Below are 25,229 nucleotides of genomic sequence, written 5' to 3'. Positions count from 1 at the left end.
ACTCTGCAACAACCGTGTACTCTCTTACGGCGTCATCTCCCCCTACCCCTCCCCCATCGTCTCCACCGCCCGCCGCGAAGCAACGCACCGCGCAATCTCGCCCAGCATCTGGGTGCGGTCGATCGGCTTCGGCACGTGGCAGTCCATGCCGGCCTCGTAACAGCGGGCGATGTCGTCCGGAAAGGTGTTGGCGGTCAGGGCGACGATGGCGACGCGGGACTCCGGACCCGGCATGGCGCGGATGGCGCGCGTCGCCTCCAGCCCGTCCATCACCGGCATGTTGATGTCCATCAGGATGGCGTCGAATGGCTCGCCCGCCGCTGTCTGCGCCACCGCCTCCACCGCCTTGGCGCCGTCCTCCACCGCCACCACGCGGTGGCCGGCCTGCTTCAGCAGCGTGACCGCCAGCAGGCGGTTCATCTCCACATCCTCCACCACCAGCACACGCAAGGAGTCCGCCGCCGGCTTCGCGGGTGGTGTCGCAGGGGGCGCCGCAGCGGGGGCCGTGGCGGGCGCCGGAGGCGGTGACGGTTCGGCCGCGGCCGATGGCGAGGAAGGCGGCGAGGAAGGCGGCGGGAGAGAGGCCAGGGGCCCGACGGCGGGGGGCGGGACAGGCTCCGCCGCTGCCGGCTGCGGCGGGGGGGAGGGGCGCAGGCGGTCGAGATGCTCGCGCAGTTCGGCCGGGTCATAGGGCTTGGCGATCAGGTCGTAGCCGCCCATCGCCACGTCGTCGGCCACCACCGCATGGGCGGCGAAGCCGGACGCCAGCAGGACCGGCAGGTCGGGGCGCAGGCGCCGCGCCTCGCGCGCCAGCTCGGCCCCGTTCATGCCCGGCGGCATCACGATGTCGCTGAACAGCAGGTCCAGCGGCTCGGACCCGCGCAGAACCACCAGGGCCTCGCCGGCGCCCGATGCTGCGATCACCCGGTGGCCCCAGCTGCGCAGCAGGGCGCAGCCGTTCTCGCGGATGTTGTGGTCGTCATCCACCATCAGGATCGACAGGCTGCGCCGGCCGCTCAACGATTGGCTTGCCGGCGGCCGGGCGGGACGGCCGACCCCGTCTCCCGTCTCGTCGGCCATATCGGCGACCCGCTCGGGCGGGAAATGGATGGTGACGGTGGTGCCCTGCCCCACCCGGCTCGCCAGGGTCAGCGTGCCGCCATGCAGCTCCACCAGCCGGCGGGTCAGCGGCAGGCCCAGGCCGGCGCCCTCGGTCTGGCGGTTCTCCGGGGTCGCGACGCGGGCATAGGCCAGCAGCACGCGGTCCAGATCCTGTTCGGGGATGCCGACGCCGTTGTCGCGCACCTCCAGCAGCAGGCCGCCGTCGGGCGCCGGGGTGGCGGTCAGCGACACCGAACCGCCGGACGGGGTGTATTTCACCGCGTTGGACAGCAGGTTCAGCAGGATCTGGCGGATGCGGCGCTCGTCGCCGCGCAAATGGCGGGCGGCGGGGTCGACCGTCGCGTCGAGGGCGATGCCGGCGCGGGCGGCGCGCGGGGTCAGCAGGCGGACGGCGAAGGTGGCGGCGGCGTCGAGATCGACCGGCTCGTCGTCGAGAACCAGCTGGCCGGATTCGGCGCGGACATGGTCGAGGATCTCGTTGATCAGCTCCAGCAGATGCTGGCCGCTGTCACGGATGTTGACGGCGAAGTCGCGGTAATGGGCGGTGCCGACCGGCCCCTCGGCCTCGCGCGCGATCAGGTCGGCGAAGCCGATGACGGCGTTCATCGGCGTGCGCAGCTCGTGGCTCAGGCTCGCCAGGAATTCGGACTTGCTGCGGCTGGCCGCCTCCGCCGCGTGGCGGGCGTCCTGAAGCTCCGCCTCCATGATCTTGCGGGCGGTGACGTCGCGCTCGACGCTGACGTAATCCTGCGGCGAGCCCCAGTCGTCGGTGACCAGCCGCACCGCCGCCTCGATCCACACCCAGCGGCCGTCGGCATGGCGCAGCCGGTAGGTGGTCTTCAGGGTCGGGCGGTCCGGGGTCAGGCGGGCCAGACCGGCGGCGAGCGCGTCGCGGTCGTCGGGGTGCACCCGCTCCACCAGCGGGCGGCCGACCAGATCGGCGGGGGCGCAGCCCAGGCTGTCGCGCGTCGCCTCCGAACAGAAACGGCGCACGCCGTCCAGGCCGATGCGGCCGATGATGTCGGTGACGCTGCGCGCCAGCAGGCGGTAGCGCGCCTCGCTGGCGCGGATCGCCCGCTCCGCCTCGTGGCGGCGGGTGATGTCGCGGGCGCCGACCGACAGCATGACGATGGCGCCGCTCGCGTCGCGGATCGGCACCTGCGACACCTCCCACCAGCGGGTGACGCCGTCGTGGGTGTGCTGCTCCTCGAAGCGGGTGGGGGCGCCGGCGTCGATGCAGGATTGCAGGTCCGCCATCACCTTGGCGGCGAGGTCGGGCGGCAGCAGGGCGTCGATCGGCCTGCCGCGGGCCTGGGTCACCCGCTCGCCCATCGCGCGGACGGCGGCGTCGTTGGCGCAATGCAGGGTGAGGACGCCGCCGGCACCGACGCGGACGACGACGTGGAGGTCGGCGGAGCTGTCGAAGACGGCGCGGAACAGGGCGGCGTTCTCGGCCAGCGTGGCCTCAGCGGCGAAGCGCCGGTGCTCGCGCGCCAGCAGGACGGCGAACAGGCCAAGGCCAAGCGTGGTGACGGCGGCCAGCGGCAGCGCCTGCTCCTGCACCGCCCGCAGGACGAGGTCGCGATCGGGCAGCAGCAGGACGGCCAGCAGGGAAAGGGCGGCGGCACAGGCCAGCAGGGCGGAGAGCGCCGCGAAGGCGATGCGCCGGGTGCCGAACCGCCGCAGGATCTGCCGGTAGGCAAGCAGAACCAGCGCCAGCAGGCCGGCGCCATATGCAAGGGCGATGATGATGCCCGTTCCCATTGCTCCGCCCCCCAAGCGACTACGCCAACGGCTACCCCGCTCCCAAGCCATATGCGTCGAAACCCGACGGGGATTTTTACACAGGCAATTGAACAAGAAGAAGAAACGATTCGAAACAGTCATACCGCCTTTTTTCCTACGACTACGGATGGCAGCCGCATGGGCGATGGCTTTTACGTCGCTGTCGTGTTTGGCCACCGATTCGGCTAGGATGACGCCGCGTATCGTTCGTGTTCGTCGTGTTCTAGCTGGCTGTTCTCGGTGGCTTCGGCATGTTCTTGAAGATCTTCTCACGGAGCCTGGTTGCCCGGACGACGGCATCGGCGGTGGTGCTGGTGTCGGTGCTGGTCGCCGTGCCGATGGTCGTGCTGATCCAGGCCGACGTGCGCAACACGCGGGCCGAGCTGGCGATCCGGGCGGAGATGGCGACCCGCATCGTGCTGGACGACGTGACCAGCGCCCTGTGGGACCTCGACCCGGAAGAGGCGCTGACGGCGCTGGGCCCGCTGCGGTCGATCGACAGCTTCGCCGAGGCGGTGATCCTGGGCACCCATGGCGAACGCTTCGCCACCTTCCGCAAGCCGGGCGGCACCATCGTCGGGGAGGAGGCCGCCACGGCAGCCACCGTGCCGCTGACGCGCCAGGACCGCAGCGGCGGGGCGCGCACCATCGGCACGCTGCTGGTCCGGCTCGACACCGGGCCAACCGACGCGGCGATCCGCCACCATGTGCTGGTGCTGGGCGGGATCGGTGCTGTCACGCTCCTGCTGGTGGTGCTGGGGGTGATCTGGGCGACGCGCGGCATGACCCTGCCGATCGCCGGCATGACCCGCGCCATGGCCGATCTGGCGGCTGGCGACGTGACGGTGACGGTGCCGGTGCGCCATCGCGACGACGAGATCGGCCGCATGGCCAAGGCGCTCGACACCTTCCGCCAGAACGCCATCGACCTGCGCGTCGCCAAGGAGCGGGCCGAGCAGGCGGTGGCGTCGAAGGCGAAGTTCATGGCCGCCGCCAGCCACGACCTGCGCCAGCCGGCCCAGTCGCTGCTGATGCTGACCGCCATGCTGCGCGCCACCGCCCCCAACCCGAAGGTGGCGGAATCGGCGCGCAAGATCGAACAGGTGGTGATGACGCTGAAGCAGCTGCTGGACGAGCTGCTGGAGGTGTCGCGGCTGGATGCCGGCGGCGTCACCGCCAACAAGGCGGTGCACGAGGTCGCCGACCTGTTCGACGCGCTGGATTCGCAATATGGCCCGGTCGCCCGCAACAAGGGGCTGGCCTTCTCCGTGCCGCAGTACCGGGCGCCGGTGCTGACCGACCGGGTGCTGCTGCTGCGGCTGCTGGGCAACCTGATCGACAACGCCATCCGCTACACGCAAGCGGGACAGGTGCAGGTCGCCTGCCTGGAATCCGGCGGCAGCCTGATCGTCGAGGTGCGCGACACCGGCATCGGCATCCCCGAGGACCGGCTGGACGCCATCTGGGAGGAGTTCCACCAGATCGGCAACCCGGAGCGCAACCGCGACAACGGCATCGGGCTCGGCCTGTCGATCGTGCGGCGGCTGGCCGGCGTGCTGGACCACCCGGTCAAGGTGCGCTCGACGCCGGGCAAGGGCTCCGTCTTCTCGGTCACCCTGCCGCTGGCGCCGGTGGAGCAGGCCATCGACCCCATGGGGCCGGAGATGGCGGCGGTCGAGCCCGTGCCGGCGCCGGCATCGGTGCCGCCGCGCCCGGCGGAATTGCCCCCTGCCCCCGCTCCTGTCGCCAGTCTGGCGACGCTGGCGGACGCACCGGCGAAGAGCGGCGAGATCGCGATCCTGGTGATCGACGACGACCAGTTCGTGCTGTCCGCCATCTCGATGTTCCTCAACACGGCCGGGCATCGTGTCGTCGGTGCCTCCACGGTGACGCAGGGCCTGCGGGCGGTGGAGGGCGGCGACATCCGGCCCGACGCGGTGATCGCCGACTACCACCTCTCCGCCACCGAAAACGGCCTGGATTTCATCGACGGCGTCTGGCACCGGCTCGGGCTGCGCATCCCGGCGGTGCTGATCTCCGGCCGGCTCGACAGTGCCGTGACCGCGCGCGCGGCGGAGATGGGCGTCATCGTCGCCGCCAAGCCGATCATGCCCGACCGCCTGTCGGCGCTGGTGGAAGAGATGACGGCGGCCCGGCCGGCCGCGGTGGCGCTGGACGTCGCCGCTCCGCATAAGACTCAGACAATTTGAGGTCAGTGGCCCGGCCCCGATGCTTAGGACCAAAAATGATCTCACATATTCGGCTATGTTATGTCACAACAGTGGGGGCTCAGAACGATCGGACAGCATTCCCGGACGATCGTGACCCCCGTCCGAAAGCAGACAAGAAGTAACTTTGGAGGACCCCATGCGCGGCGCCACCACGACCGACATCACCCGTGCCCGTGACATCATCGCCGGTTTCGACTTTGGCTATGTCGTCGACCGCGCCGTCGCCGCAGGCATGACCCGCAGCACGTCCGAGATCGCGCTGACCCAGCTGAAGGCGTTCCTGCTGGCCTGCGCCGAGCATCCGGACCGCGACATCGTTCCGCAATCGGCCGCCTGCGACGACCTGTGGCACGAGTTCATCGTCGCCGACACCCGCGCCTATTTCCGCTTCTGCGAGGCGGTCTATGGCGAGTATCTCCACCACAACGGCGTGACCGTCCCGGCCGAGCGCATGGCCGCCGCCCGCAACGACAGCGCCCGCCTGTTCGCCGGTGCCGACTGCCTGCGCGAGACTGCCAAGGCTGACTGCCTGCGCGAAGCGAAGGCGGCGGATTGCCTGCGCGAGGCCGTGGGGGCTGACTGCCTGCGCGAGGCGAAAGGCGCCGATTGCCTGCGGGAGGCCGCGCAGGCTGATTGTCTCCGCGAAGCGAAGGGTGCGGATTGTCTGCGCGAAGCGAAGCCGGCCGACTGTCTCCGCGAGGCGAAGGGTGCGGATTGTCTGCGGGAGGCCAAGCCGGCCGACTGCCTGCGCGAGACTGCCAAGGCCGATTGCCTGCGCGAAGCACGGCCGCAGGGCGCCGCCTGACGTCTCAGTCCCTGTAGCGACGAAAAAGCCCCTGTCCGCGAGCGGACGGGGGCTTTTTTCATGCGGGCACCCTGCCCTGCCCTGTATCGGCCAAAATGGTCAGCCGAAGTTCAGGCCGCCGAACGGCGTGATGAAATTGTCGCTCAGCACGTTGCCGCGCAGCGCCACATAGTCCGGCACCACCAGCGGGATCACCGGCAGGTCCCGCATCACCAGAGCCTCGGCGTCCTTGTAGACCTCGGCCCGGCGGTCCGGATCGGGGATCGCCATCGCCTGCTCGATCAGGCGGTCGAACTGCGCGCTGGTCCAGCCGACGGGGTTGAAGCGGCTGCCGCTGCTGAACAGCTCGTCGAGGAAGTTCATCGGGTCGGGATAGGTGGCGGTCCAGCCGAACAGGAAGGCATCATACTCGCGCCGGCGGGAGCGGGAGATGAACTCCTGCCGCGGCGCCATCACCAGCTTCGCCGGGATGCCGGCATTGTTCCATTGCGAGACGTAATAGACGAACTCCCGCCGGTATTCCGGGACGACGGTCACCTGGAACGGCTCGATCCCGCGCCCCTCCGGATAGCCGGCCTCCTCCAGCAGACGCTTCGCCAGCATCGGGTCATAGGCCAGCGGCTCCAGCCGCTCGTTGGACAGCAGGGCCGGCGGAACGATGCCGTTGTGCACGGCAGCCACCCCACGGAAGAAGCGCTCCGCCATCGCAGCACGGTCGATCAGCAGCGACATGGCCCGGCGCACCCGCAGATCGCCGAAGGCCTTCACCCGCCGCGGATCCAGCGCCACCACCCGCATCTGCATGCGCGGCACGCTCGACAGCGAGCGTTTGAAGCCGGGGTCGTCCATTACCCCGCGCAGCGCGTCGGTATCGACGAAGGTGAAGTCGATCTGGCTGTCGTTGAACAGCGTGATGCCGTCATTGCCGATGCCGGTGGCGAGGAAGGACACCCGTTCGAACGGCACCGAACCGCCGCGCCAGTTGGGGTTGGCCTCCACATCCATGCGGATGCCGTCGCTCGACCGCACCAGCCGGTAGGGTCCGGTCCCTGCCGACAGGGTGCGGAACCATTCGGGCCCGGCCTGCCCGACCGCCTCCACATCGACGATGTTCAGGCGGGCGAAGGGGAAGACGGCGCAGGGCTCGTCACAGGCCACCTCCAGCGTCCGGTCGTCGACCACGGTGATGCCGGACAGGTCGCCGGCGGTCTTGGCCCGCAGCTCGCGGAAGCCCCGCACCTTGGACAGCGCCAGCAAGGCGAAGTTGGCGCCGTCGCCGCCGAGTGCGGCCTCGAAGCTGCGCTTGACGTCCAGGGCGGTCAGGGGCCGGCCGGTGTGGAAGGTGACACCGTCGCGGATGGTCAGCCGCCAGCGCCGCGCATCGTCCGACGCCTCCCAGCGGGTGGCGAGGCCGGGCAGGATGCGGCCCTTGGAGTCGACCGTGGTCAGGCTTTCATACATGGAGCCGAGGACCTGACGCGCGACCAGATCGTTGACGGTCAGCGGGTTGAGCCCGCCGGGCAGGGACTTCAGCCCGATCCGCAGGGTGCCGGACGCGGCCAGTCCCCGCCCCGGGAGCGCACCGGCTGCCCCGAGAAGGCCCCCGAGCAGACCAAGGAAATGTCGTCTCTGCACCACCGGCATTGCTGATCCGTGACCTTGATGATTTTCCAGGCAATCCTTAACACGGGGCAGGGCAGGCGGTCACCCTGGCCGAGCGCCAGAGGCTTTCGTAATCGAAAGCAGCTTTAGGATGCGATGTGCTGGCAGCACAACCGGAAAGAGCTTTCGCGTTCGAAAGCTTCGGTCATCATTACAATGATGATGGTGCGAGGTGCACAGATATCAGGTTGAAGCCTTCCCCCGGGGAGAAGGTTAGGGTAGGGGGGAGGGACTTTTGTCGAAGGCACGCAGTGCATCCCCCTCACCCCGACCCTCTCCCCGGGGCTCTCAGCGGATCTTCGATCCGCCTGACGCCGTCAGCACAAACGAAGTTTGTGCGAGAGGCGGGAGAGGGAGATGCGCTTTTCTGCGGGAGCCGCACCTTCACGCGTTCAGCAGGGCGTCGATGCGGTCGCGCAGGGCCTGCAAGCGTTCGCGGTGCTCGCGCTGCAGGGCCTGGGCGACGGTGTCGATGGCCGCCAGATCCTTGTCCATCCGGTTGATCGCCTTGCCCAGCACCCGCAGCGGTTCCGCCGAGCTGGAGGCCGCCGGACGGGCGGCGCGCACCGCACCGACGGTCAGCCCGCCGGTCCGTGCCGTCTGCCACAGCCGGCGCAGCTCCGCCTCGTCCTCGACGAAGGCCAGTTCGACCAGGGCGGAGCGCGACACGGCGTCGGGATTGGCGCGGTAATCGGCCAGGATGTCGTCGGGCAGACGCAGCACCTTCAGGCGCTTCGACACCTCGGCCTCCGAACAGCCGACGGCCGCCGCCACCTCCGCCTGGGTGTAGCCGTGCGCCTCGATCAGTTGGGAGAGGCCGCGGGCGAGGTCGATGGCGTCGAGGTCCACGCGCTGGACATTCTCGATCAGCGCGATCTCTTCCGGCCGGCCCTTGGTGATGATGGCGGCGATGGTGCCGCGGCCGAGCAGCCGGTGGGCGCGCAGCCGCCGTTCGCCGGCCACCAGCCGGTAACGGCCCTTCTCCGCCGCTTCCTGGACGAGGACGGGTTGCTGCAACCCGTGGCGGGCGATGGACTCCGCCAGCGAGCGCAGGGACTCGTCGTCGAACACCGTGCGCGGCTGGCCGGGGTTGGTCTCGACGGCGGCCAGATCGACCTCGACCAACCGGGGCAGCACGCCGCTGAGCCCGAACAGGCGGTCGGTCTCGGCGGCGAAGCCGGCCTCCTTGGCCTGGAGCACGGTGGCGGCGGTCTGACGGGTCAGCTTCTTAGGCGGCATCGACGGTCTCCTGCAAACGGCCCATGGCGGTCAGCAGCGCGGCGGCGATGGCAGCATAGCTCTCCACCCCCGGCGCGCCGATGTCGGCATCCAGCGTGATGACGTTGGCGCCGGCCGCCTGGGCGTAGATGGTGGCGCGCGGCACCGGCGGGAACACGCGGCGGCTGTCGCCCCACAGCCGCTGGATGTCGTCGAGCGACGAGCGGTCCTGGGTCTGGCGCGGGTTCACCATGGTCGGCAGGATGCCCAGCAGCTCCAGCCGCGGGTTCAGGCGGCGCTGGATCTTGGCGACGGTGTCGAGGAAGGCGCTGACGCCGAGGATGGCGTGCGGTTCCGCCTGGCAGGGCACCAGGACGTAATCGGCGGCGGTCAGGGCGTTGATCGTCACCGCACCCAGGTTGGGGGCGCAGTCGATGACGATCACGTCGTAACGTTCCCGCACGCCGTCGAGCATCTCGGCCAGCGCCGTCTGGGCGTTGGTCAGGTTGCCGGGCAGTTCGGTATCGGCGCTGGCCAGCGCGATGCTGGAGGGGACGACGTCCAGCCCCTCGACGCTGGTCGGGCGGATCACCGCGTCGAGCGGCGTCTTCCCCATCAGCGCGTGGTAGAGGACCTTCCCGGCCTCCGTCAGCGCGACGATGTCGGCCTGCGGCACGCCGACATGGACGGTGGCATTGCCCTGCGGATCGGCGTCGACCAGCAGGACGCGGTTGCCGGCCCGCGCCAGGATGAAAGCGAGGTTGATGGAGGTGGCGGTCTTGGCGGTGCCGCCCTTCTGCAAGCCGACGGCGACGGTGGTGCCGCGGCGGGGCAGGGCGCTTTCCGGCCGTTCGAGATCCAGCAGCAGAAGCCGGCCCAGCACGTCGCGGGGCAGGGCCTCCTTGCCGGTTTCCCATTTGCTGAGCCGCTGCTTGTCATATTTGCGGCCGGTCAACTCATTGACGAACGCCGCCATCTGCGTCTGGGTCAGGCCGCGCCGTTCCCGCAACGCCTTCAACTGTTCCCCTGTCACGCCCCGTCCTCCTGCCCCGGCACCGGTCGGCAGGGAGACTACCAAGTCGTCGCGACTCCGGCAACGGGTGTCTACCGAACGGAGGTGGCCGGACGGTCAGGAAATCAGACCGTTTCGTCGTATTCGACCTTGGGAACGTCGATCCAGTTTTCCGGCTGGCCCTGGTCCTTCTTCCAGAACAGCACCGGCAGGTCGGCGTTCAGCACGCGGCCGAGCACGGCGCCACGGGCCTTCATCGTCTCCTTGTATTCCGCCGTCTCGACGATGCGGACGCCATAGCCGGGAATGCGGTCGGCGGCCAGCACGGGACCCAGCGCGTTCTTGAACTTGCGCAGATCGTTGTCGGAGCCGACGCGCTTGCGCAGGGGCTCCAGCGCCATCCAGAAGGCATGGCCGCGGGCGAGGTGGGCGCGCGCGATCTCGTAGAGCCGCTTTTCCACCGGCTTCAGCGCGAAATACTGGTCGTCATAGCTCAGCAGATTATGGCCCAGCGCCGCGCGGGTGACCCAGCCCGACAGCGTCAGCTTCAGCCCGCGCACCGCCCGTTCGCCGTCCTTCTTGCGCTGGTACAGCAGCTTGTAGTCGGAAATCCAGGAGAAGGCGCCGCTTTCGCCCTCGCCGCCGGTTTCCAGGTTGGTCTTGATCTGCGTGCCCTGAAGCCGCTCCAGCGCGCCTTCGATCTTGTCGTAGGCGCTGCCGCCGGCGGTCTTGCCGACGATGCGCTGGAGGTCGCTGGTGGTGAAATGCAGTTCGCCCAGCTTGGACGGGCCCTTGCCGGATTCCATCTTCTCGCGCAGCAGCGAGATGGCGTAGAGCAGCACCGCCTTGTCCCAGATCGTCGCGACACCGACATTCTTCGGCGCCCGCACCTCGATCCGCACCTTGCCGTCATCATAGGTCGGCAGCGATTCCGCCTTGTCCTTCGACAGGCCGAACAGGCTGTAGACCATCATGTGGCGGTCGTTCTGGACGTCGCCGGTCAGCGGGGAATCGAGCCGCAGAGCCAATTGCAGCGGCCGGTCGAGCAGCTCGGCGTTGGTGGTCTGGGTCATGCGATCTCTCCGCGGGTCCTGTGCGGCTTCAAAAGGGTCTGACCCATAATCCACAAGCCCGCCGCCCTGTTCCACAGCATCGGCTCAAACGTCGCCGTTCTGCCGAAAGATTCCCGGGGACGGCGTCGATTGACCGTCCGAACGTCGCCGTTCTGCCAGTTTTTCCGGCCGGCGGCGGCGGGGGGCGCTCGGAGGGAGTCCGGACGGAGGCGGGAGCCGGGGCGGACCGGCTCCGGCCGGCCGGCGGCGGCGCCAACGTCTGCGTTCTGCCGTGCCGGAGAGGGGCGGAGTAGGGGACTTTCAGGCCAGTCCATTGATTTCATTATGTTATTGTCCTCTGCGCAGTCTCCGAATCCGGCCTGAACCCCCCTTTGGAGCCCATCGACTGGCAGAACGGCGACGTTCGGACGATCCGGCGAAGGGCCGATTCCCACCCGATTCTCCGCCGATTCCATCCCGGAGAGGGGGGGAGAGGGGCGGGATCCGCTCGATCATTCGGCAGAACGACGACGTTCAAAGCGGTCCTCCCGTCGCCGCAAGCCGCTGGCTCCCAAGAATCTTTCGGCACAACGACGACGTTTGGACCCGAATCTTTCGGCACAACGGCGACACTTGACGATGGGCAGCCGGGACAGCGGCGGAGCAAGTGCTTGATTCCTCCGCAAGAATCCAAGCGGGTGTCCGCGAAATGCCGTCTGCGGACGATTTTTCCAAGACCGTGGACAGACACGCAACGGGACGTACACATTTCAAAAAACGGGCGAAAACCGCCCTTACGCCATCGACATGCGCCCATGCCAGAGGCTGGCCGGCGCCACGGGTTCTTGCAGCCCCGTGTTCTGTGAAGGAGTGAAGAGCATGAGTTGATGGAGGAACAACCTCCGCAAACACAAAAGGCCCGGATTGCTCCGGGCCCTTCGTGTCGGACGGAGGAGACCGAGGGAACCCCGGGCACCCCACATCTGGCTGTTTGGCGACTCCATGATGGCAGGGCAGGCCCGCAAAGCCAAGCGGATTCAGTGCGAGTCCGTTGACGCTCTTTCCTTGTCTCCACCCGTCCACGGACCGACCGACAGACGGGTAAAGCAATGAAGCCATACATCGACATGTACAGGCGCTGGATTGCCGTGCCCGGCATCCAGGCCGCCGACATTGCGGTGTTGTCCGCGCTCTACGCCCATGCCGACCGCGACGGTGTCTGCACCGCCACGCAAGGGGAGCTGGCCGAGGAGCTTGGGCAAAGCCGTGCCTGGTTCAACGCCGTGCTGAAGGGGCTGCAAGAGAAGACCCTGCCGGAATCGGCGGCGCTGGTCTGCGCCAAGCCGCGGCGGGGCCTGCGCGGGTTCGCCTATCAGCTGGCGGGGATGGAGGGTTTCACCGCCGGCATCTCCTGTCAGCCGGCTGACAGCAGCGGTTCGCCGGCCGGCTTTTCCTTGGATTCTCGGAATCCTGAATCCTCCTCCCCCTCGGACGGGGGGATGGCTGGCCGGGATGAGGCGTTGCCGGCGGACTGGCAGCCGGATGCCGCCGATCTGGCCTGGGCGGCTTTGGTGCGGCCGGAGGTCGACGCCGGCCGGGTGACGGCGAAGTTCGTGTCCTGGTGCCGCAGGGCCCACCACCGCAACGGCTACCGCCCGCCGGATCCGGGGGCCGCCTGGCGCCGCTGGATCGCCCGGGAGCTGGTGGCCCCGGCCGAACAGCCTACCGAACAGCCGGCCGCACCGGCTGCCCAGCCGTCCATCCAGTCTTCCGCCCCCCAGTTCCGCCGGGAGTTCCGCCATGACCGCCGCCCCGATCTCCGCTCCGGTTCCCTGCGGGCCGCACCCGATGCCGCCGGCCGCAACCGTGAAACCCTCGCTGCCCTGCGCCTTCGCCTCGCTGGCCAGGCTTGAGGTCGCGGATCTGCGGTTCGAGACGCAGGACCTGACGCCCGACGAGATCGGCGCGCTGGCCGAGCGGGTGGAGCAGGCGATCGGCACGCTGACGCCGCCGGTCGGCATCGAGAATGTGCTGATCGGGCTGGAGAAGCTGGCCGACCGCTTCGCGCTGGAACTGCCGGACGCCGATCTGCTGGAGGCCGACGTGCGGGCGATGGCGGCATGGCCGGCCGACCGCTGGATGGCTGCCTTCGAGGCGGTGTGGGCGGCTTTTCGCAGCGGCTGGAGCCGCTTTCCGACGCTGGGCGACTTCCGCGAGGCGCTGGGCGCCCTGCCGCCGGCGGTGGAAAGCCGCGTCGCCGACGATCTGCGGCGGCTGGCCACCCGGCTGCGCCAGGAACAGCGGCTGCGCGCCCGCACCGAGGACCAGCGCCGCCGCGCGCGGGCCCGGGAAGCGGCCCTGGCCGAACGGCAGCGCCGGCTGTTGCCCGAACTGGCGCTTGAACTGTTGCTTGTCGGGGGACCGGCCGACCAGCATTATCCGCCGGACCACCAGAGAGTGCCGAACGCGGATGAAACCGAACCATCGCCCGACGCATCGCCCGGCGGGCACCGCCGACGCACAGGCGCTGCTGACCCGGGCCGTCACCCATCATCAGAACGGGCAGCTTGCCGAGGCGGCGACGCTCTACGAACAGGTGCTGAAGCGGCTGCCGAAGCAGGCGGACGCGCTGCACCTGTCCGGCCTGATCAAGGCGCAGACCGGCGCGCTGGCCGACGGGATCGAGCGGATCCGGCAGGCGGTGAAGGCCGACCCGAAGCAGCCGCTCTTCCATGCCAACCTGGGCCGGCTGATGGAGGCGGCGGAGCGCTGGCCGGAGGCGGCGACGGCCTTCCAGGCCGCCGCCCGTCTGGCGCCGCTCGACCCGTCGCTGCCGCGGCTGCTGGCGGCGGTGCTGACGCGGGCGGGACAGCAGGGGCCGGCGGCGCAGGCGCTTCAGCGCGCGATGGCGCTGGAGCCTGCGGATGCAGAGAGCGCCGGGAGCCTGGGCGACGCGCTGTACGATGGCGGGCGCTTCCTGCCGGCCGCAGACTGGTACGGGCGGGCTTCGAGGCTGGAGCCGCAGCGGGTGCTGGCGGCCTTCAACCGGGGGGCGGCGCTGCGCGATGCCGGCCGGATGGAGGCGGCGGCGGCGGCCTTCCGCGCGCTGGCCGAGCTGGCGCCGCAGATGGTGGAGCCGCTGGAGCAATATATGCAGCTGGGCGGTGGGAGAGGGGCGGCCTGCCGGCTGCTGATGCTGGTTCCCGGCCATCCGGCGGCGCTGCGGACGCTGGGCAGCCTGGAGAGCGGGACGACGCAGGATCCGGTCTGGCTGGCGCGGCTGGTCAGGCTGGAGCCGCTGGCGGAAGAGCTGGTGCTGGCGCTGGCCGGGCGGCTCTATGGCCGGCGGACGGCCCTGGCGGAGCGGGCTTACCGCCACGCGCTGGCGCTGGCGCCGGCCTCGGGACTGGCGCTGTCGGGATTGGGACTGGCGCGGGCGACGCTGGGGGTGGAGGGGGCGACGCGGTGGAGCCTGCGCGCGCTGCGGGTCGCCCCCGGCGACGCGGCGCTGGCCGGCAATGCCGGATCCGCCTTCCAACTGGCCTTGCAGCCGGAGGCGGCGCTGTCCTGGCACCGGCGGGCGCTGGCGCTGATGCCCGGCGATGCGGCGGCCTGGGTCAACATCGGCACGCTACGGCTGGACGCCAACGCGGCGGAGGAGGCGATCCCGCCGCTGGAGCGCGCAAGGCGGCTCGGCGATCCGGGACAGATGGCGCTCGCCAGCTCCAATCTGGGGGTCGCCTGGATGGCGCTGGGGCTGCACGGGCAGGCGGTGGCGGCCTTCCGCACCGCGCTCGACCGGGCGCCGGAGGATGCGGCGATCCGCTCCAACATGCTGTTCTGCCTGTGCTTCGACGACCGCGCCGATCCGGTGGAGGTCTTCCGCGAGCATCGCGCCTTCGAACGCCATCTGCCGGCGGTCCCGGCCGCTCCGCATACGGTGGAGAGCCGCGATCCGGAACGGCGTTTGCGCGTCGGCTATCTGTCGCCGGATTTCCAGCGCTATCCGGGGCCGGGCTACCATTTCCTGCTGCCGCTGATCGAGGGGCACGACCGCGGGGCGGTGGAGGTCACCTGCTATCACAACGACCGCAGCCGTGACGCCACCACCGACCGCTTCCAGGCGGCGGCCGACCGCTGGCGTGACGTGGCGGCCCTGTCGGACGAGGACCTCGACCGCCGGATCCGGGAGGACCGCATCGACATCCTGGTCGATGCCGGCGGCCACATGTCGCGCAACCGCATGCCGCTGATGGCGCGCCGCCCGGCACCGGTGCAGGTCAGCCTGCCGCTCTATCCCAACACGACCGGTCTCGGCGCCGTCGATTACCAGATCGCCGATCCGCGTCTGGCGCCGCCGGGGGCGGACGCGCTGCATGTGGAGAAGCTGATCCGGCTGCCGGGCTGCGTGCTGTGCTACCGCCCTGCAGACTCCGCCTTCATGCCGGCTTCGCTGCCGCCGGTGGAGCGCAACGGCCACATCACCTTCGGGTCCTTCAACAACATCACCAAGGTGAACGCCGCCACCATCGCCCTGTGGGCGCGGCTGCTGGCGGCGGTGCCGACGGCGAAGCTGGTGCTGAAATGGCGGGGACTGGGCAGCGGCGGCGGTGCCGACCGGCGCCTGCTGGCCGCCTTCGCCCGGCACGGCATCGGGGCGGAGCGGCTGGAGCTGCGCGGCATCACCCCGGATCCCTATCAGGATTACGTCACCATCGACGTGGCGCTGGACCCCGTCTTCGCCAATGGCGGGACGACGATCTGCGACGCGCTGTGGATGGGCGTGCCGGTGCTGAACCAGACCGGGCCGACCAAGATCGGCCATTGGGGGGCGACCCTGCTCCCCGCCGTCGGGATGGCGGAGCTGGTGACGGGCGACGATGACGCCTATCTGGCGCAGGGCATCCGGCTGGCGACCGACCGTGCGTTCCTCGACGCGCAACGCAACGGCTTGCGGGAGCGGATGCGGCGGTCGGCGCTGATGGACGAGGCCGCCTATGCCCGCGCGGTGGAGGCCGGCTATCGCACCGCATGGCGCCGCCGGTGCGCCGGGCTGCCGCCGGTTGCCTTTGATGTGGCGGAAGGGGAGGGGCGGGCATGAGCGTCTGTGATCTGGCGACCGTCCGCAGCATCCTGGTCGTCAAGCTGGACGAGGCCGGCGACTTCGTGATGGCCACCCCCTTCCTGCGGGCCTTGCGCGCCGCCGCCCCGCAGGCGCGCATCCTGCTGGCGGTGCGCGAGGCGGTGGCGGATCTGGCGCTGACCTGCCGCTGGGTCGACGGGGTGGTGGCGCCGCGGCCCAAGGAGGGCGGCGGCATCGATTTCCGCGGCATCACCCCCGGCGGGCTGAAGCTGTTCGCCGAATGCTACCGCGCCGGCTTCGATCTGGCGCTGGTGCCGCGCTACGACTTCGACCGGCATGGCGCGACGACACTCGCCGCCAACAGCCGGGCAAAGCTGGTCGCCGGCTTTTCCGAGCGGGTTACGCCGTGGAAGGTGGAGGGCAACCAGGGCTTCGACCGCGCCTATGGGCTGGCGCTGGATCCGCCGCCGGGGCGGCACGAGGTGGAGCAGAATGCCGCGCTGCTGGAGGCGCTCGGCGCCGCCCCGGATCTGGGGCCGCTGGAACTGACGCTGACGGCGGAGGACCGGGAGGAAGCGCGCCGGCTTCTCGGGGGCCGTGACGGCCGGCCGCTGATCGTGGTGGCGCCGGGGGCGGCCAGCCCGCGCCGCGAATATCCCGCCGGCCGGCTGGCCGCGGCGGTCTCGGCCGTCGCCGGCACGCTCGACGCGCGGGTCGCCGTGCTGGGCACCATGGCGGAGCGGCCGGCGGCCAATCTGCTGGCGGCGGCGTTGCCGGGACGGGCCATCGACCTGACCGGCGCCACCCCGTTGCGGGTCGCCGCCGCGGTGATGGCGGAGGCGGCGCTGGCGATCACCATGGATTCCGCCCCTGCCCATCTGGCCGCGGCGGCCGGGGTGCCGGTGGCGGTGTTCTCCTGCCATCCCCTGGGCGGCGATCCCAACCATTTCCATGCGCCGGAGCGTTTCCGGCCCTGGACCGGCGGCCGGGAGGAGCGGGCGCTGGTCCTGCGTCCGGCCGCGGCGAGTCCGCCCTGCACCAAATCCTGCATGGCGGCCGACGCCCATTGCATCGCCGCCATCGATCCGGCCGACGCCGCCCGGCGCATCCTGGCCCTGGGGGCCGCCAACACGGGAGGGCAGGGATGACCGGCCCCATCATCCATGTCAGCTTCCCGCAGCCGCCGGATGCCTATCCGAAGACGCTGCATTGGCATGCCCAGCTCAGCCGCCATGTGGTCGAGGCGCTGCAAGGCCGCTTCGGTGTGCGGGTGCGCTTCTCCCCCTGGAACGCACCGCTGGAACCGGCGGGACGCGACGTTCTGGTGTCCTTCCTGCCGCATCCGGCGCTGAAGGACTGGAAACGCTCGGTCCTGATCGAGAACTCCAACTTCGACGTCGACAAGTGGCGCTTCGCCGCCTTCCGCCGCTTCGGCCTGAACGCGCCGGTGGATTCCGTGCGCGAGACGGGAGAGTGGATGCGCGGCCACTATGCGGCACTGGTGCTGAGCAACGACGTCGCCATCCGTCGCGTCGCCTCCCGCGATCCGCAGGTGGCGGCCTGTTACGACCATATGGCGTCGCTGGTCCGGCACCTGTCGGTCCATCCGCACCCGATCGACAAGGTGGAATTCTCCCGCCTCGCCAGCGGCGTTCCGCTGCCGCCGAAGGTGCGGATGCTGGTCTACCATGCCGGCGCGCGGAAGAACTCGGCGGAGCTGATCCAAGCCCTGCGCGACATCGGCTTGCAGGAGAACAGCGACTTCAGCGTCGCCGCCCATGTGCCGAAGGACCGCACCGACCTGATGGCCTTCCTGCGCCAGAATTTCCTGATCGTCGGCAACACCTCCTACTCGGAGACCGGGCCGATCAATATGATCGAGTATCTGCTGTCGGGCTTCGCCATCTACGGCCATGACGACTGGTGGGACGGGGCGGGGAACCCGCGCTTCGGCTGGTCCTACGACCCGGCGGCGCAGGAGGCGAACCGGGCCAGCCTGCGCCACATCTTCCATGAGCTGGGACCGACCGGTGTGGCCGCCGAACGCGACCGCGTGCGCAGGGCGTTTCTGGAGCGCACCGACAATGACTGGCCGGCGCTGCTCGGTCCCCTCTGCGATCATGTGGAGGCACTGCTGGACAGCGACCATGCCGGCCGTATCGACGGTTGAGCCGGCTGTGCGGCGATAGATCGCGGAAGTTGCTTTCGAGTTGGAAAGCCGGTGAGAAGAAAATGGGCGGATCCACGAGGTCCGTGGATCCGCCCGAGGCGAGGAGACTGAAAGCCGATGCCCGAACGTGCCTGTAAAGGCACCGGCACTCCGGAGGCCCGGCTGCGCAGGACAGTGCAGCCAAGCCGTCCGAACCGAGCGTCTCCTATTCCTGTGACACCATCAGTCCCCGATTACCCGGCGATCAGGCCGCGCAGCTGCCGATTTGCGACAGCCAGCATGGCGAGGTCGACCGCCGGCTGGGCGCGCAGTTCGGCCAGAAGCTGTTCGACCCGCTCCACCACCAGACTGCGGCTGGCGATCCAGCCATCGACCGCCGCAGCCTCGTCGCCTTCGCTTTCCAGCACGCGCACGGTCAAGGCGCTCTGGTGGGCGAACAGGTCGTCGATGATCGCGGCGACCGCCTGACGCTGCCAGTGGTTGTCGACCTTGGCGCCGCTGGCGCGATCGCGCAGCCATTCCAGGCCGAAGCGGCGGCCGAGCCCGAAATAGACCGAGGCGACGCCTTCCACCGCCCGGCCGGTGCGCTCGGCGATCCGCACCAGATCGGGGGCGGCGGCCAGAACCGGCAAGGCGGCGATGCGGCGGGCCAGATCCTCCGGCACGCCCTGGGCCATCGCATCGGCGATGCGGGTGGCGAGGCGCGAGGATTCCTCGGGGTCGAGGAAGCGGTCCAGTCCGGCGGCCAACGCCTCCACCCCCGGACGGAAGGCGGCGGATTCGCGGCCGAGATCCAGCGGGTGCGGGCTGTGGGCCAGGAACCACGCCACCGCGCGGTCCAGCAGCTGGATGGTCTCCAGCATCAGCGCCGTCTGCAAGGCCGCCGGAACGACCGTGTCGAGGGCGTCGATGGCGTCCCACAGCGGGCGCAGCTGGAACACGTCGCGGGCGATGGCATAGGCGCGGGCGACATCCGCCGGGCCGAGGCCGGTCTTTTCCACCATGTCGCGGACGAAGGTGGGGCCGACGCGGTTGACCAGGCTGTTGGTGACGGCGGTGGCGATGATCTCGCGGCGCAGGCGGTGGCGGAAGATCGCCTCGCGCTGGCCCTCGCGCAGCGGTTGCGGGAAATAGCGCAGCAGGTCGTCAACCGTCGCCGGATCGTCCGGCAGTTCCGAGGCCAGCAGGTCGTCGTACAGCGTGATCTTGGCATAGGCCAGCAGCACCGCCAGCTCCGGCCGGGTCAGGCCGCGGCGCTCGGCCATGCGCTGGGCCAGCTCCTCGTCGGTCGGCAGATACTCGATGGCGCGGTTCAGCCGGCCGTTGCGCTCCAGGTTGCGCATGAAGCGCAGCTGGGCCTCCAGCAATGCTGCCCCTTGCGCCTCGGCGATGGTCAGGGCCTGGGTCTGGCGGTAATTGTCGGCCAGCACCAGCCCCGCCACCTCGTCGGTCATGGCGGACAGCAGGGTGTCGCGCTGCTTCAGCGTCATGTCGCCGCGCGCCATGACGTCGCCCAGCAGGATCTTGATGTTCACCTCATGGTCGGAGGTGTCGACGCCGGCCGAATTGTCGATGGCGTCGGTGTTCAGGCGCACGCCCTTGCCGTCGCGGCCCTTCTGGGCGGCTTCGATGCGGCCGCGCTGGGTGACGCCCAGGTTGGCGCCCTCGCCGATCACCTTGGCGCGGATCTGGCCGCCGTCGATGCGCAGCGCGTCGTTGGCCTTGTCACCGGCCTCGGCGTTGGTTTCGGTCGCCGCCTTGATGTAGGTGCCGATGCCGCCGAACCACAGCAGGTCGACCTCGGCCGTCAGCAGGCGGCGCATCAGCTCGACCGGGGAGAGGTGGGCCTGTTCGATGCCGAAGCGGGCGCGGACCTCCGCCGTCAGCTCCACCGTCTTGGCGCTGCGCTCGACGATCATGGCGCCGGTGGACAGCCTGGAGCGGTCATAGTCGGCCCAGGAGGAGCGGGGCAGGGCGAACAGCCGGTTGCGCTCCTCCCAGCTGGTCGCGGGGTCGGGATCGGGGTCGAGGAAGATGTGGCGGTGGTCGAAGGCGGCCAGCAGGCGGATGTGCTTCGACAGCAGCATGCCATTGCCGAACACGTCGCCCGACATGTCGCCGACGCCGACCACGGTGAAGTCGGTGGTCTGGATGTCGGTGCCCATCTCGCGGAAATGGCGCTTCACCGATTCCCAGGCGCCGCGGGCGGTGATGCCCATCACCTTGTGGTCGTAGCCGGCCGAACCGCCGGAGGCGAAGGCGTCGCCCAGCCAGAAGCCGTGATCGATCGACACGCCGTTGGCGATGTCGGAGAAGGTGGCCGTGCCCTTGTCGGCGGCGACCACCAGATAGGGGTCGTCGGCGTCGTGACGCACGACATCCTTGGCCGGAATCACCGAGCCGTCGGCGGCGAGGTTATCGGTGATGTCCAAGAGGCCGCGCATCAGCGTCTTGTAGCACTCGATGCCTTCGGCGAGCGCCGCCTCGCGGCCGGCGCTCACGGGCGGGGGACGCTTGACGACGAAGCCGCCCTTGGAGCCCACGGGCACGATGACGGTGTTCTTCACCATCTGCGCCTTCATCAGGCCGAGGATCTCGGTGCGGAAATCCTCGCGGCGGTCGGACCAGCGGATGCCGCCGCGCGCCACCTTGCCGCCGCGCAGATGGACGCCTTCCATGCGCGGGCTGTAGACGAAGACCTCCACCCACGGACGCGGCAGCGGCAGTTCCTCGATCGAGCCGCTGTCGAGCTTGAAGGACAGATGCGGCTTCGGCGTGCCGTTCGGGCCGGTCTGGTAGGCGTTGGTGCGCAGGGTGGCGCGGATCAGGTTGACGAAGCGGCGCAGGATGCGGTCGTCGTCCAGGTTGGTGACGGCGTCCAGCGCGTCCTCGATCTGCTCCAGGATCGGCGCCTCATCCGCCTGGGCCTTCGGGTCGAAGCGGGCGGCGAAGAGGCGGGACAGCAGGCGCGCCGTCTGCGGATGGGCGGCCAGCGTCGTCTCGATGGTGTCCTGGGCGTAGGCGAAGCGGGCCTGCTTCAGGTACTTGGCATAGGCGCGCAGCACCGTGACCTCGCGGCCGGCCAGACCGGCGCGCAGCACCAGACGGTTGAAGCCGTCATCCTCCATCCGGCCGTCCCAGATGTCGGCGAAGGCGTCCTGGAAGGTCTGCTTGACCTTGACGCAGTCGACCGGCAGACCGTTCTGGGTGCGGGCGGCGAAGTCGTGGATCCAGACCGACGGCAGTCCGCCGGCGGGGCGGACCTCGTAGGGCTGTTCGGTGATCACCTTCAGGTCCATGTGCTCCAGCATCGGCAGCACGTCGGACAGCGGCACCGGCCGGCCCTGGTGGTAGATCTTGACGTGCAGCTCGTCGCTGTCGGCCTCCAGCGGGTGGAACAGCACGATGCCCAGCCGCTGTTCGGCCAGCACCCGTTCGATGCGGTCGATGTCGTGGACGGCGGCTTCCGCCGTGAAGGTCTCGCGGTAGCCGGCCGGGAAGGCGTCGGCGTAGCGGCGCAGGCGGGCGTTGCCGGCCTCCTCGCCCAGCGCCTCGACCAGCGCGTCGCGGATGCGGTCGGCCCAGCTGCGGGAGACCTGGACCAGCCGCGCCTCGATCTCGCTGATGTCGACGGGGGGAAGCTTGCCCGGTTCCGTCTTCACCATCAGGTGCAGGCGGGCGAGCGCGCTGTCCGACAGCTGGGTGAAGTAGGAGGTGCAGGTGCCGTGGAAGGCGGATTCCAGCACCGACTGGATCTTGCGGCGCAGTGCTGTGTCGTAGCGGTCGCGCGGCACGAAGACCAGGGCGGAGACGAAGCGCTCGAACGGGTCGCGGCGGACGAACAGGGCGAGGCGCTGGCGTTCCTGCAGATAGAGGATGCCGACCGCCGTCTCGAACAGCTCGTCCGACGGGGTCTGGAACAGCTCGTCGCGCGGATAGGTCTCCAGGATGTTCAGCAGCGCCTTGCCGTCATGGCCCGACGGGTCGAAGCCGGCGCGGCCCATGACGCGGGCAACCTTGCGGCGCAGGAACGGGATCTCGCGCGGGCTGCGGTTGTAGGCGACGGAGGTGAACAGGCCGACCGCCAGCGTGACGCCGACCACCTTGCCCTGCTCGTCGAAGCGCTTGACCAGGATGGCGTCGAGCGGGACCGAGCGGTGCACGGTGGCCTGCCGGGTGCCCTTGGTCACCAGAAGGGCCCGCGGCTGGTGCAGGAAGGCGCGGATTTCCTCCGGCAGGACGGCGGCATGGCCGTGCTCGTCGAAGACGGTGATTTCCGGGTCGCGCAGCACGCCGAGGCCGCTGCCCTCGACCAGTTCCAGCCAGGGCTCCTGGCCGGCGCCGCCGATGGTGGCGGTGTAGAGGCGGCTGCCCAGCAGGGTCATGTTGCCGTCGTCGACCCAGGTCAGGAAGTCGGCGGCCTCCTTGGACTCCTCGGCATCGGGGGCGTGGGCGATGTCGGTGCGGGCGGCACGCACGCGCTCGCGCATCGGCGTCCAGTCCTCCACCGCGGCGCGGACGTCGGCCAGCACATGCTCGATGCCCTCGCGCAGACGGGCCTGGGCGGCCGGGTCCGACAGCGGGTCGATCGAGCAGTGCATGAAGGATTCGTCGTGGGCGCCGTCCTTCTCTTCACCCGGTTCCAGCAGCTCGACGATGCGCCCCTCGGCGTCGCGGACGACGCGGGTGACGGGATGGATGATGAGGTGGACGGTGACGCCCTGCCGGTTCAGCTCCGCCGTGACGGAATCGACCAGGAAGGGCATGTCGTCATTGACGATCTCCACCACCGAGCGTTCGGCCTGCCAGCCATGCTCATCCAGCCGCGGCGCGTAGACGCGCACCTTGGGCTTTCCAGCCTCGCGCTGCTGACCCCACTGCCACATGGCAAGGGCGGCACCGTAAAGCTGTTCCGGCGTACCGCGCAGCAGGTCGTCGGGGGGCACGTTGGCATAGAAGCGCTTCACGAAGCGCTCCGCCCGCGCGTTCGGAACCCGGCTGCGCACCAGCTCGGCCAGCTGTTGCCGCAAGTCGCCTGCCAGATCCTTCGTCGCCGTACGCATGATGGTTGATGTCTCCTCTCGGGTTTTCTTTGGATTGGTAGTACCACCCCCCCGGTGACTTTTCGACGGCAAATAAACGGCAGGATTTCTGACCAAGCGGCGATTTGCGCCCCTTTGGGGGTATTTCTCCAAAGATTCGGACAATCCAGTGACATGTCCGCCGAATTTATCCATAGCGCATTCACATTTGCTCCATGGCCGCTCCATCGCCGATGCCGCGGCAAAGGCGCACAGCGCCCATCCGCCGCACCCGGTGGTGGTTGGCGGTGGTCGATCGAAGGGGTGGAGCGGGGGCAGGCCGACTCGATTCGGCGGGAGGACCGCAGTGCCGCCAAGCCGGCGGAAAATCAGGAAAAGCGCGGCGGAAAAAGGTAAGCTATGCTGACCGAATGGCGTTTCAGAGCGGTGCCGGGGCGTTTTCGGACAAGCTATCGACCAGCCGGCGGGCGTGGGCGGAAAGATCGGCAAAATTGCGGGCGCACAGCACCAGCAGACGGGGCGCCCACGGGTCGCTCAGCGGCATGACGCGCAGGGCTCCGCTGTCGAGTGCCCGCAGTGCCGCCGTTTCCGGCACGATGCCGACGCCGACCCCACGCTCGACCAGCCGGCACAGCGCCACCGGCCCGCGCACCCGCACGCGGTAGGACAGGCTGCGCCCGGCGCGGGTGGCGTGGCCGTTGAGATAGTCCTGCAAGGCGCTGCCGGCGCTGAGGCCGACGAAGGGTTCGTCCAGCAGATCGGCGAATGATATTTGGTCGCGGCCGGCCAGCCGGTGGGACAGCGGCAGGACGGCGACCAGCCGGTCGCTGCGGAAGGGCCGCGTTTCCAGCCCGCCGAGGTCGACCATGTCGGCGACCACGCCCAGGTCGGCCAGCCCGGCGGCCACCGCCTCGACGATGGCATGGCTCGGCCGCTCCTCCAGGTCGATGTCGATGCTGGGGTTGTCGGCCAGGAAGCCGGCGAGCGCATCGGGCAGGAATTCGTTGATCGCCGCGGTGTTGGACAGCAGCCGGACATGGCCCTTCAGCCCCTTGGCATATTCCGCCAGCTCGCCGCGCATCCGCTCCAGCTGGTGGAGGACGAGGCGGGCGTGATGCACCACGGCGCGGCCGGCCGGGGTGGGGCGGACGCCGCGGCGGAAGCGCTCCAGCAGCGGGACGCCCAGCGCATCCTCCATCCCCCGCACCCGCGCGCTGGCCGATGCGAGCGCCATGGCGCTGCGCTCCGCTCCGGCGGTAATGCTGCCGGTTTCCACGATGTGCAGGAACAGCCGCAGGTCGGTCAGGTCGAAGCGCATGGTCTTTTCTGGATGGAACCATAAAACCTTACGAGAGCACCCATATAACGCACTCGCTGGAACCATAAAATAGTTCGCCACAACCGTGTTTGAAAATGGCTGCCGGAGCCGACAGAGCGACGTGGAATAAAAGCCTCTAACATAGTCATCTTGTACAAACCCTGCTGCCATCCTCGTCTGGCGTGTGGCCTCTGGTTGCCCGAACCTTGGCTCACCTATGCTCTAACGATCGCGTGGGTGAAGCGTATTGTATTTGAAAAAATGAAGTTGCCCACAGGCACCGGCGTGGCAGCGCCAATCCACACACTGATCCGACCACGGAGGTGCCAGTGAGCCTTGATCGTACGGAGTTCGACCAGGCCTACCGGCTCGGACGGCTGTTCGCTATTCTTGAGAATGTCCAGTGCGCCGCCTTGGGGCGGCTCAACGCCAGCGTCCGTGATCGCTATTACGGTGCGGCCTCGGCCACGCCGGCCAGCGTCTTTCCTCTGCTGCTGCGCACCACCCCCCATCATTTGAAGGTGCTGCACAGGGAGCGCGTGACCCGTGGCCTCGCTGTCTGGTTCGAGCGGGAGATCGACGAGATCATGCGCGATCTGGACATGAATCTTCCGCGCCAACTGCAGCCGATGGCACAGGGCCGCTTCGCTGTCGGCTATTACCACCAACGCCACGCTCGCAAACCTGATTCAGAGGTTGCCGATACGGTTGCCCAACCGGAGGAATGAG

The 25,229-nt window shown here is 69.5% G+C and carries 13 protein-coding genes and 1 pseudogene; 7 read left to right on the top strand and 7 right to left on the bottom strand.

Annotated elements, in window-relative coordinates:
- Positions 1-42: 42 nt before the first annotated feature.
- Complete coding sequence (locus J2848_RS26180; RefSeq protein WP_246194151.1) at positions 43-2,886, bottom strand: hybrid sensor histidine kinase/response regulator; 2,844 nt, start codon at positions 2,884-2,886, stop codon at positions 43-45.
- Between the two features lie 272 nt (positions 2,887-3,158).
- Here J2848_RS26180 and J2848_RS26175 point away from each other — a divergent pair, with 272 nt between their 5' ends.
- Together J2848_RS26175 and J2848_RS26170 are read left to right on the top strand one after the other, a co-directional pair.
- Positions 3,159-5,117 carry a hybrid sensor histidine kinase/response regulator gene (locus J2848_RS26175; RefSeq protein WP_149233763.1) on the top strand — a complete coding sequence of 653 codons (1,959 nt, stop codon included), beginning with the start codon at positions 3,159-3,161 and terminating at the stop codon, positions 5,115-5,117.
- A 157-nt stretch (positions 5,118-5,274) separates the two neighbouring features.
- On the top strand, positions 5,275-5,943 hold the full coding sequence (locus J2848_RS26170; protein WP_246194149.1) for a UCP032817 domain-containing protein: 669 nt from the start codon (positions 5,275-5,277) through the stop codon (positions 5,941-5,943).
- Between the two features lie 99 nt (positions 5,944-6,042).
- On the opposite strand, the gene J2848_RS26165 is transcribed toward J2848_RS26170, so the two are convergent.
- The 4 genes from J2848_RS26165 to J2848_RS26150 form a co-directional block, all read right to left on the bottom strand.
- Positions 6,043-7,587, bottom strand: a complete 1,545-nt coding sequence (locus tag J2848_RS26165) for an ABC transporter substrate-binding protein (protein WP_149233762.1) — start codon at positions 7,585-7,587, stop codon at positions 6,043-6,045.
- Positions 7,588-7,989: 402 nt separating this feature from the next.
- On the bottom strand, positions 7,990-8,844 hold the full coding sequence (locus tag J2848_RS26160) for a ParB/RepB/Spo0J family partition protein (protein ID WP_149233761.1): 855 nt from the start codon (positions 8,842-8,844) through the stop codon (positions 7,990-7,992).
- Entirely contained in the window at positions 8,834-9,856 is a 1,023-nt protein-coding gene (locus tag J2848_RS26155; RefSeq protein ID WP_149233760.1) for an AAA family ATPase, read from the bottom strand. Before J2848_RS26155 ends, J2848_RS26160 begins: the two co-directional genes overlap by 11 nt.
- 104 nt (positions 9,857-9,960) lie before the next feature.
- On the bottom strand, positions 9,961-10,908 hold the full coding sequence (locus tag J2848_RS26150; RefSeq protein WP_149233759.1) for a replication initiator protein A: 948 nt from the start codon (positions 10,906-10,908) through the stop codon (positions 9,961-9,963).
- A 1,088-nt stretch (positions 10,909-11,996) separates the two neighbouring features.
- Here J2848_RS26150 and J2848_RS26145 point away from each other — a divergent pair.
- The 4 genes from J2848_RS26145 (at position 11,997) to J2848_RS26130 (ending at position 18,140) form a co-directional block, all read left to right on the top strand.
- The gene (locus J2848_RS26145) at positions 11,997-12,800 is read left to right on the top strand and encodes a MarR family transcriptional regulator (protein ID WP_149233758.1); all 804 of its coding nucleotides are present in this window, start codon (positions 11,997-11,999) and stop codon (positions 12,798-12,800) included.
- Positions 12,801-13,357: 557 nt separating this feature from the next.
- Positions 13,358-15,988 (top strand): O-linked N-acetylglucosamine transferase family protein, encoded by a 2,631-nt coding sequence (locus tag J2848_RS26140; protein WP_246194147.1) that lies wholly within the window; start codon positions 13,358-13,360, stop codon positions 15,986-15,988.
- Entirely contained in the window at positions 15,985-17,118 is a 1,134-nt protein-coding gene (locus J2848_RS26135; RefSeq protein WP_149233756.1) for a glycosyltransferase family 9 protein, read from the top strand. The genes J2848_RS26140 and J2848_RS26135 overlap by 4 nt, the downstream gene beginning before the upstream one ends.
- Positions 17,115-18,140 carry a hypothetical protein gene (locus J2848_RS26130; protein ID WP_149233755.1) on the top strand — a complete coding sequence of 342 codons (1,026 nt, stop codon included), beginning with the start codon at positions 17,115-17,117 and terminating at the stop codon, positions 18,138-18,140. The genes J2848_RS26135 and J2848_RS26130 overlap by 4 nt, the downstream gene beginning before the upstream one ends.
- 233 nt (positions 18,141-18,373) lie before the next feature.
- On the opposite strand, the gene J2848_RS26125 is transcribed toward J2848_RS26130, so the two are convergent.
- Entirely contained in the window at positions 18,374-23,203 is a 4,830-nt protein-coding gene (locus J2848_RS26125; RefSeq protein WP_149233754.1) for an NAD-glutamate dehydrogenase, read from the bottom strand.
- A 397-nt stretch (positions 23,204-23,600) separates the two neighbouring features.
- Positions 23,601-24,500 carry a LysR family transcriptional regulator gene (locus tag J2848_RS26120; protein WP_149233753.1) on the bottom strand — a complete coding sequence of 300 codons (900 nt, stop codon included), beginning with the start codon at positions 24,498-24,500 and terminating at the stop codon, positions 23,601-23,603.
- A 308-nt stretch (positions 24,501-24,808) separates the two neighbouring features.
- Between J2848_RS26120 and J2848_RS26115 the strand changes: the two are divergent.
- A pseudogene (locus J2848_RS26115) lies at positions 24,809-25,228 on the top strand (type I-C CRISPR-associated protein Cas8c/Csd1); the annotation flags it as partial.
- Position 25,229: the final 1 nt, after the last annotated feature.

The sequence above is a fragment of the Azospirillum lipoferum genome (assembly GCF_024170005.1).
GTDB classification, from domain to species: domain Bacteria; phylum Pseudomonadota; class Alphaproteobacteria; order Azospirillales; family Azospirillaceae; genus Azospirillum; species Azospirillum lipoferum.
This window is presented reverse-complemented; position numbering and strand designations above follow the sequence as displayed.

Excerpts from the sequence above, each read along its gene's own strand:
- J2848_RS26160 (WP_149233761.1), bottom strand. The coding sequence starts at position 8,844 with ATGCCGCCTAAGAAGCTGACCCGTCAGACCGCCGCCACCGTGCTCCAG.
- J2848_RS26175 (WP_149233763.1), top strand. The coding sequence starts at position 3,159 with ATGTTCTTGAAGATCTTCTCACGGAGCCTGGTTGCCCGGACGACGGCA.
- J2848_RS26150 (WP_149233759.1), bottom strand. The coding sequence starts at position 10,908 with ATGACCCAGACCACCAACGCCGAGCTGCTCGACCGGCCGCTGCAATTG.
- J2848_RS26170 (WP_246194149.1), top strand. The coding sequence starts at position 5,275 with ATGCGCGGCGCCACCACGACCGACATCACCCGTGCCCGTGACATCATC.
- J2848_RS26140 (WP_246194147.1), top strand. The coding sequence starts at position 13,358 with ATGAAACCGAACCATCGCCCGACGCATCGCCCGGCGGGCACCGCCGAC.
- J2848_RS26120 (WP_149233753.1), bottom strand. The coding sequence starts at position 24,500 with ATGCGCTTCGACCTGACCGACCTGCGGCTGTTCCTGCACATCGTGGAA.
- J2848_RS26165 (WP_149233762.1), bottom strand. The coding sequence starts at position 7,587 with ATGCCGGTGGTGCAGAGACGACATTTCCTTGGTCTGCTCGGGGGCCTT.
- J2848_RS26180 (WP_246194151.1), bottom strand. The coding sequence starts at position 2,886 with ATGGGAACGGGCATCATCATCGCCCTTGCATATGGCGCCGGCCTGCTG.
- J2848_RS26135 (WP_149233756.1), top strand. The coding sequence starts at position 15,985 with ATGAGCGTCTGTGATCTGGCGACCGTCCGCAGCATCCTGGTCGTCAAG.
- J2848_RS26125 (WP_149233754.1), bottom strand. The coding sequence starts at position 23,203 with ATGCGTACGGCGACGAAGGATCTGGCAGGCGACTTGCGGCAACAGCTG.
- J2848_RS26130 (WP_149233755.1), top strand. The coding sequence starts at position 17,115 with ATGACCGGCCCCATCATCCATGTCAGCTTCCCGCAGCCGCCGGATGCC.
- J2848_RS26145 (WP_149233758.1), top strand. The coding sequence starts at position 11,997 with ATGAAGCCATACATCGACATGTACAGGCGCTGGATTGCCGTGCCCGGC.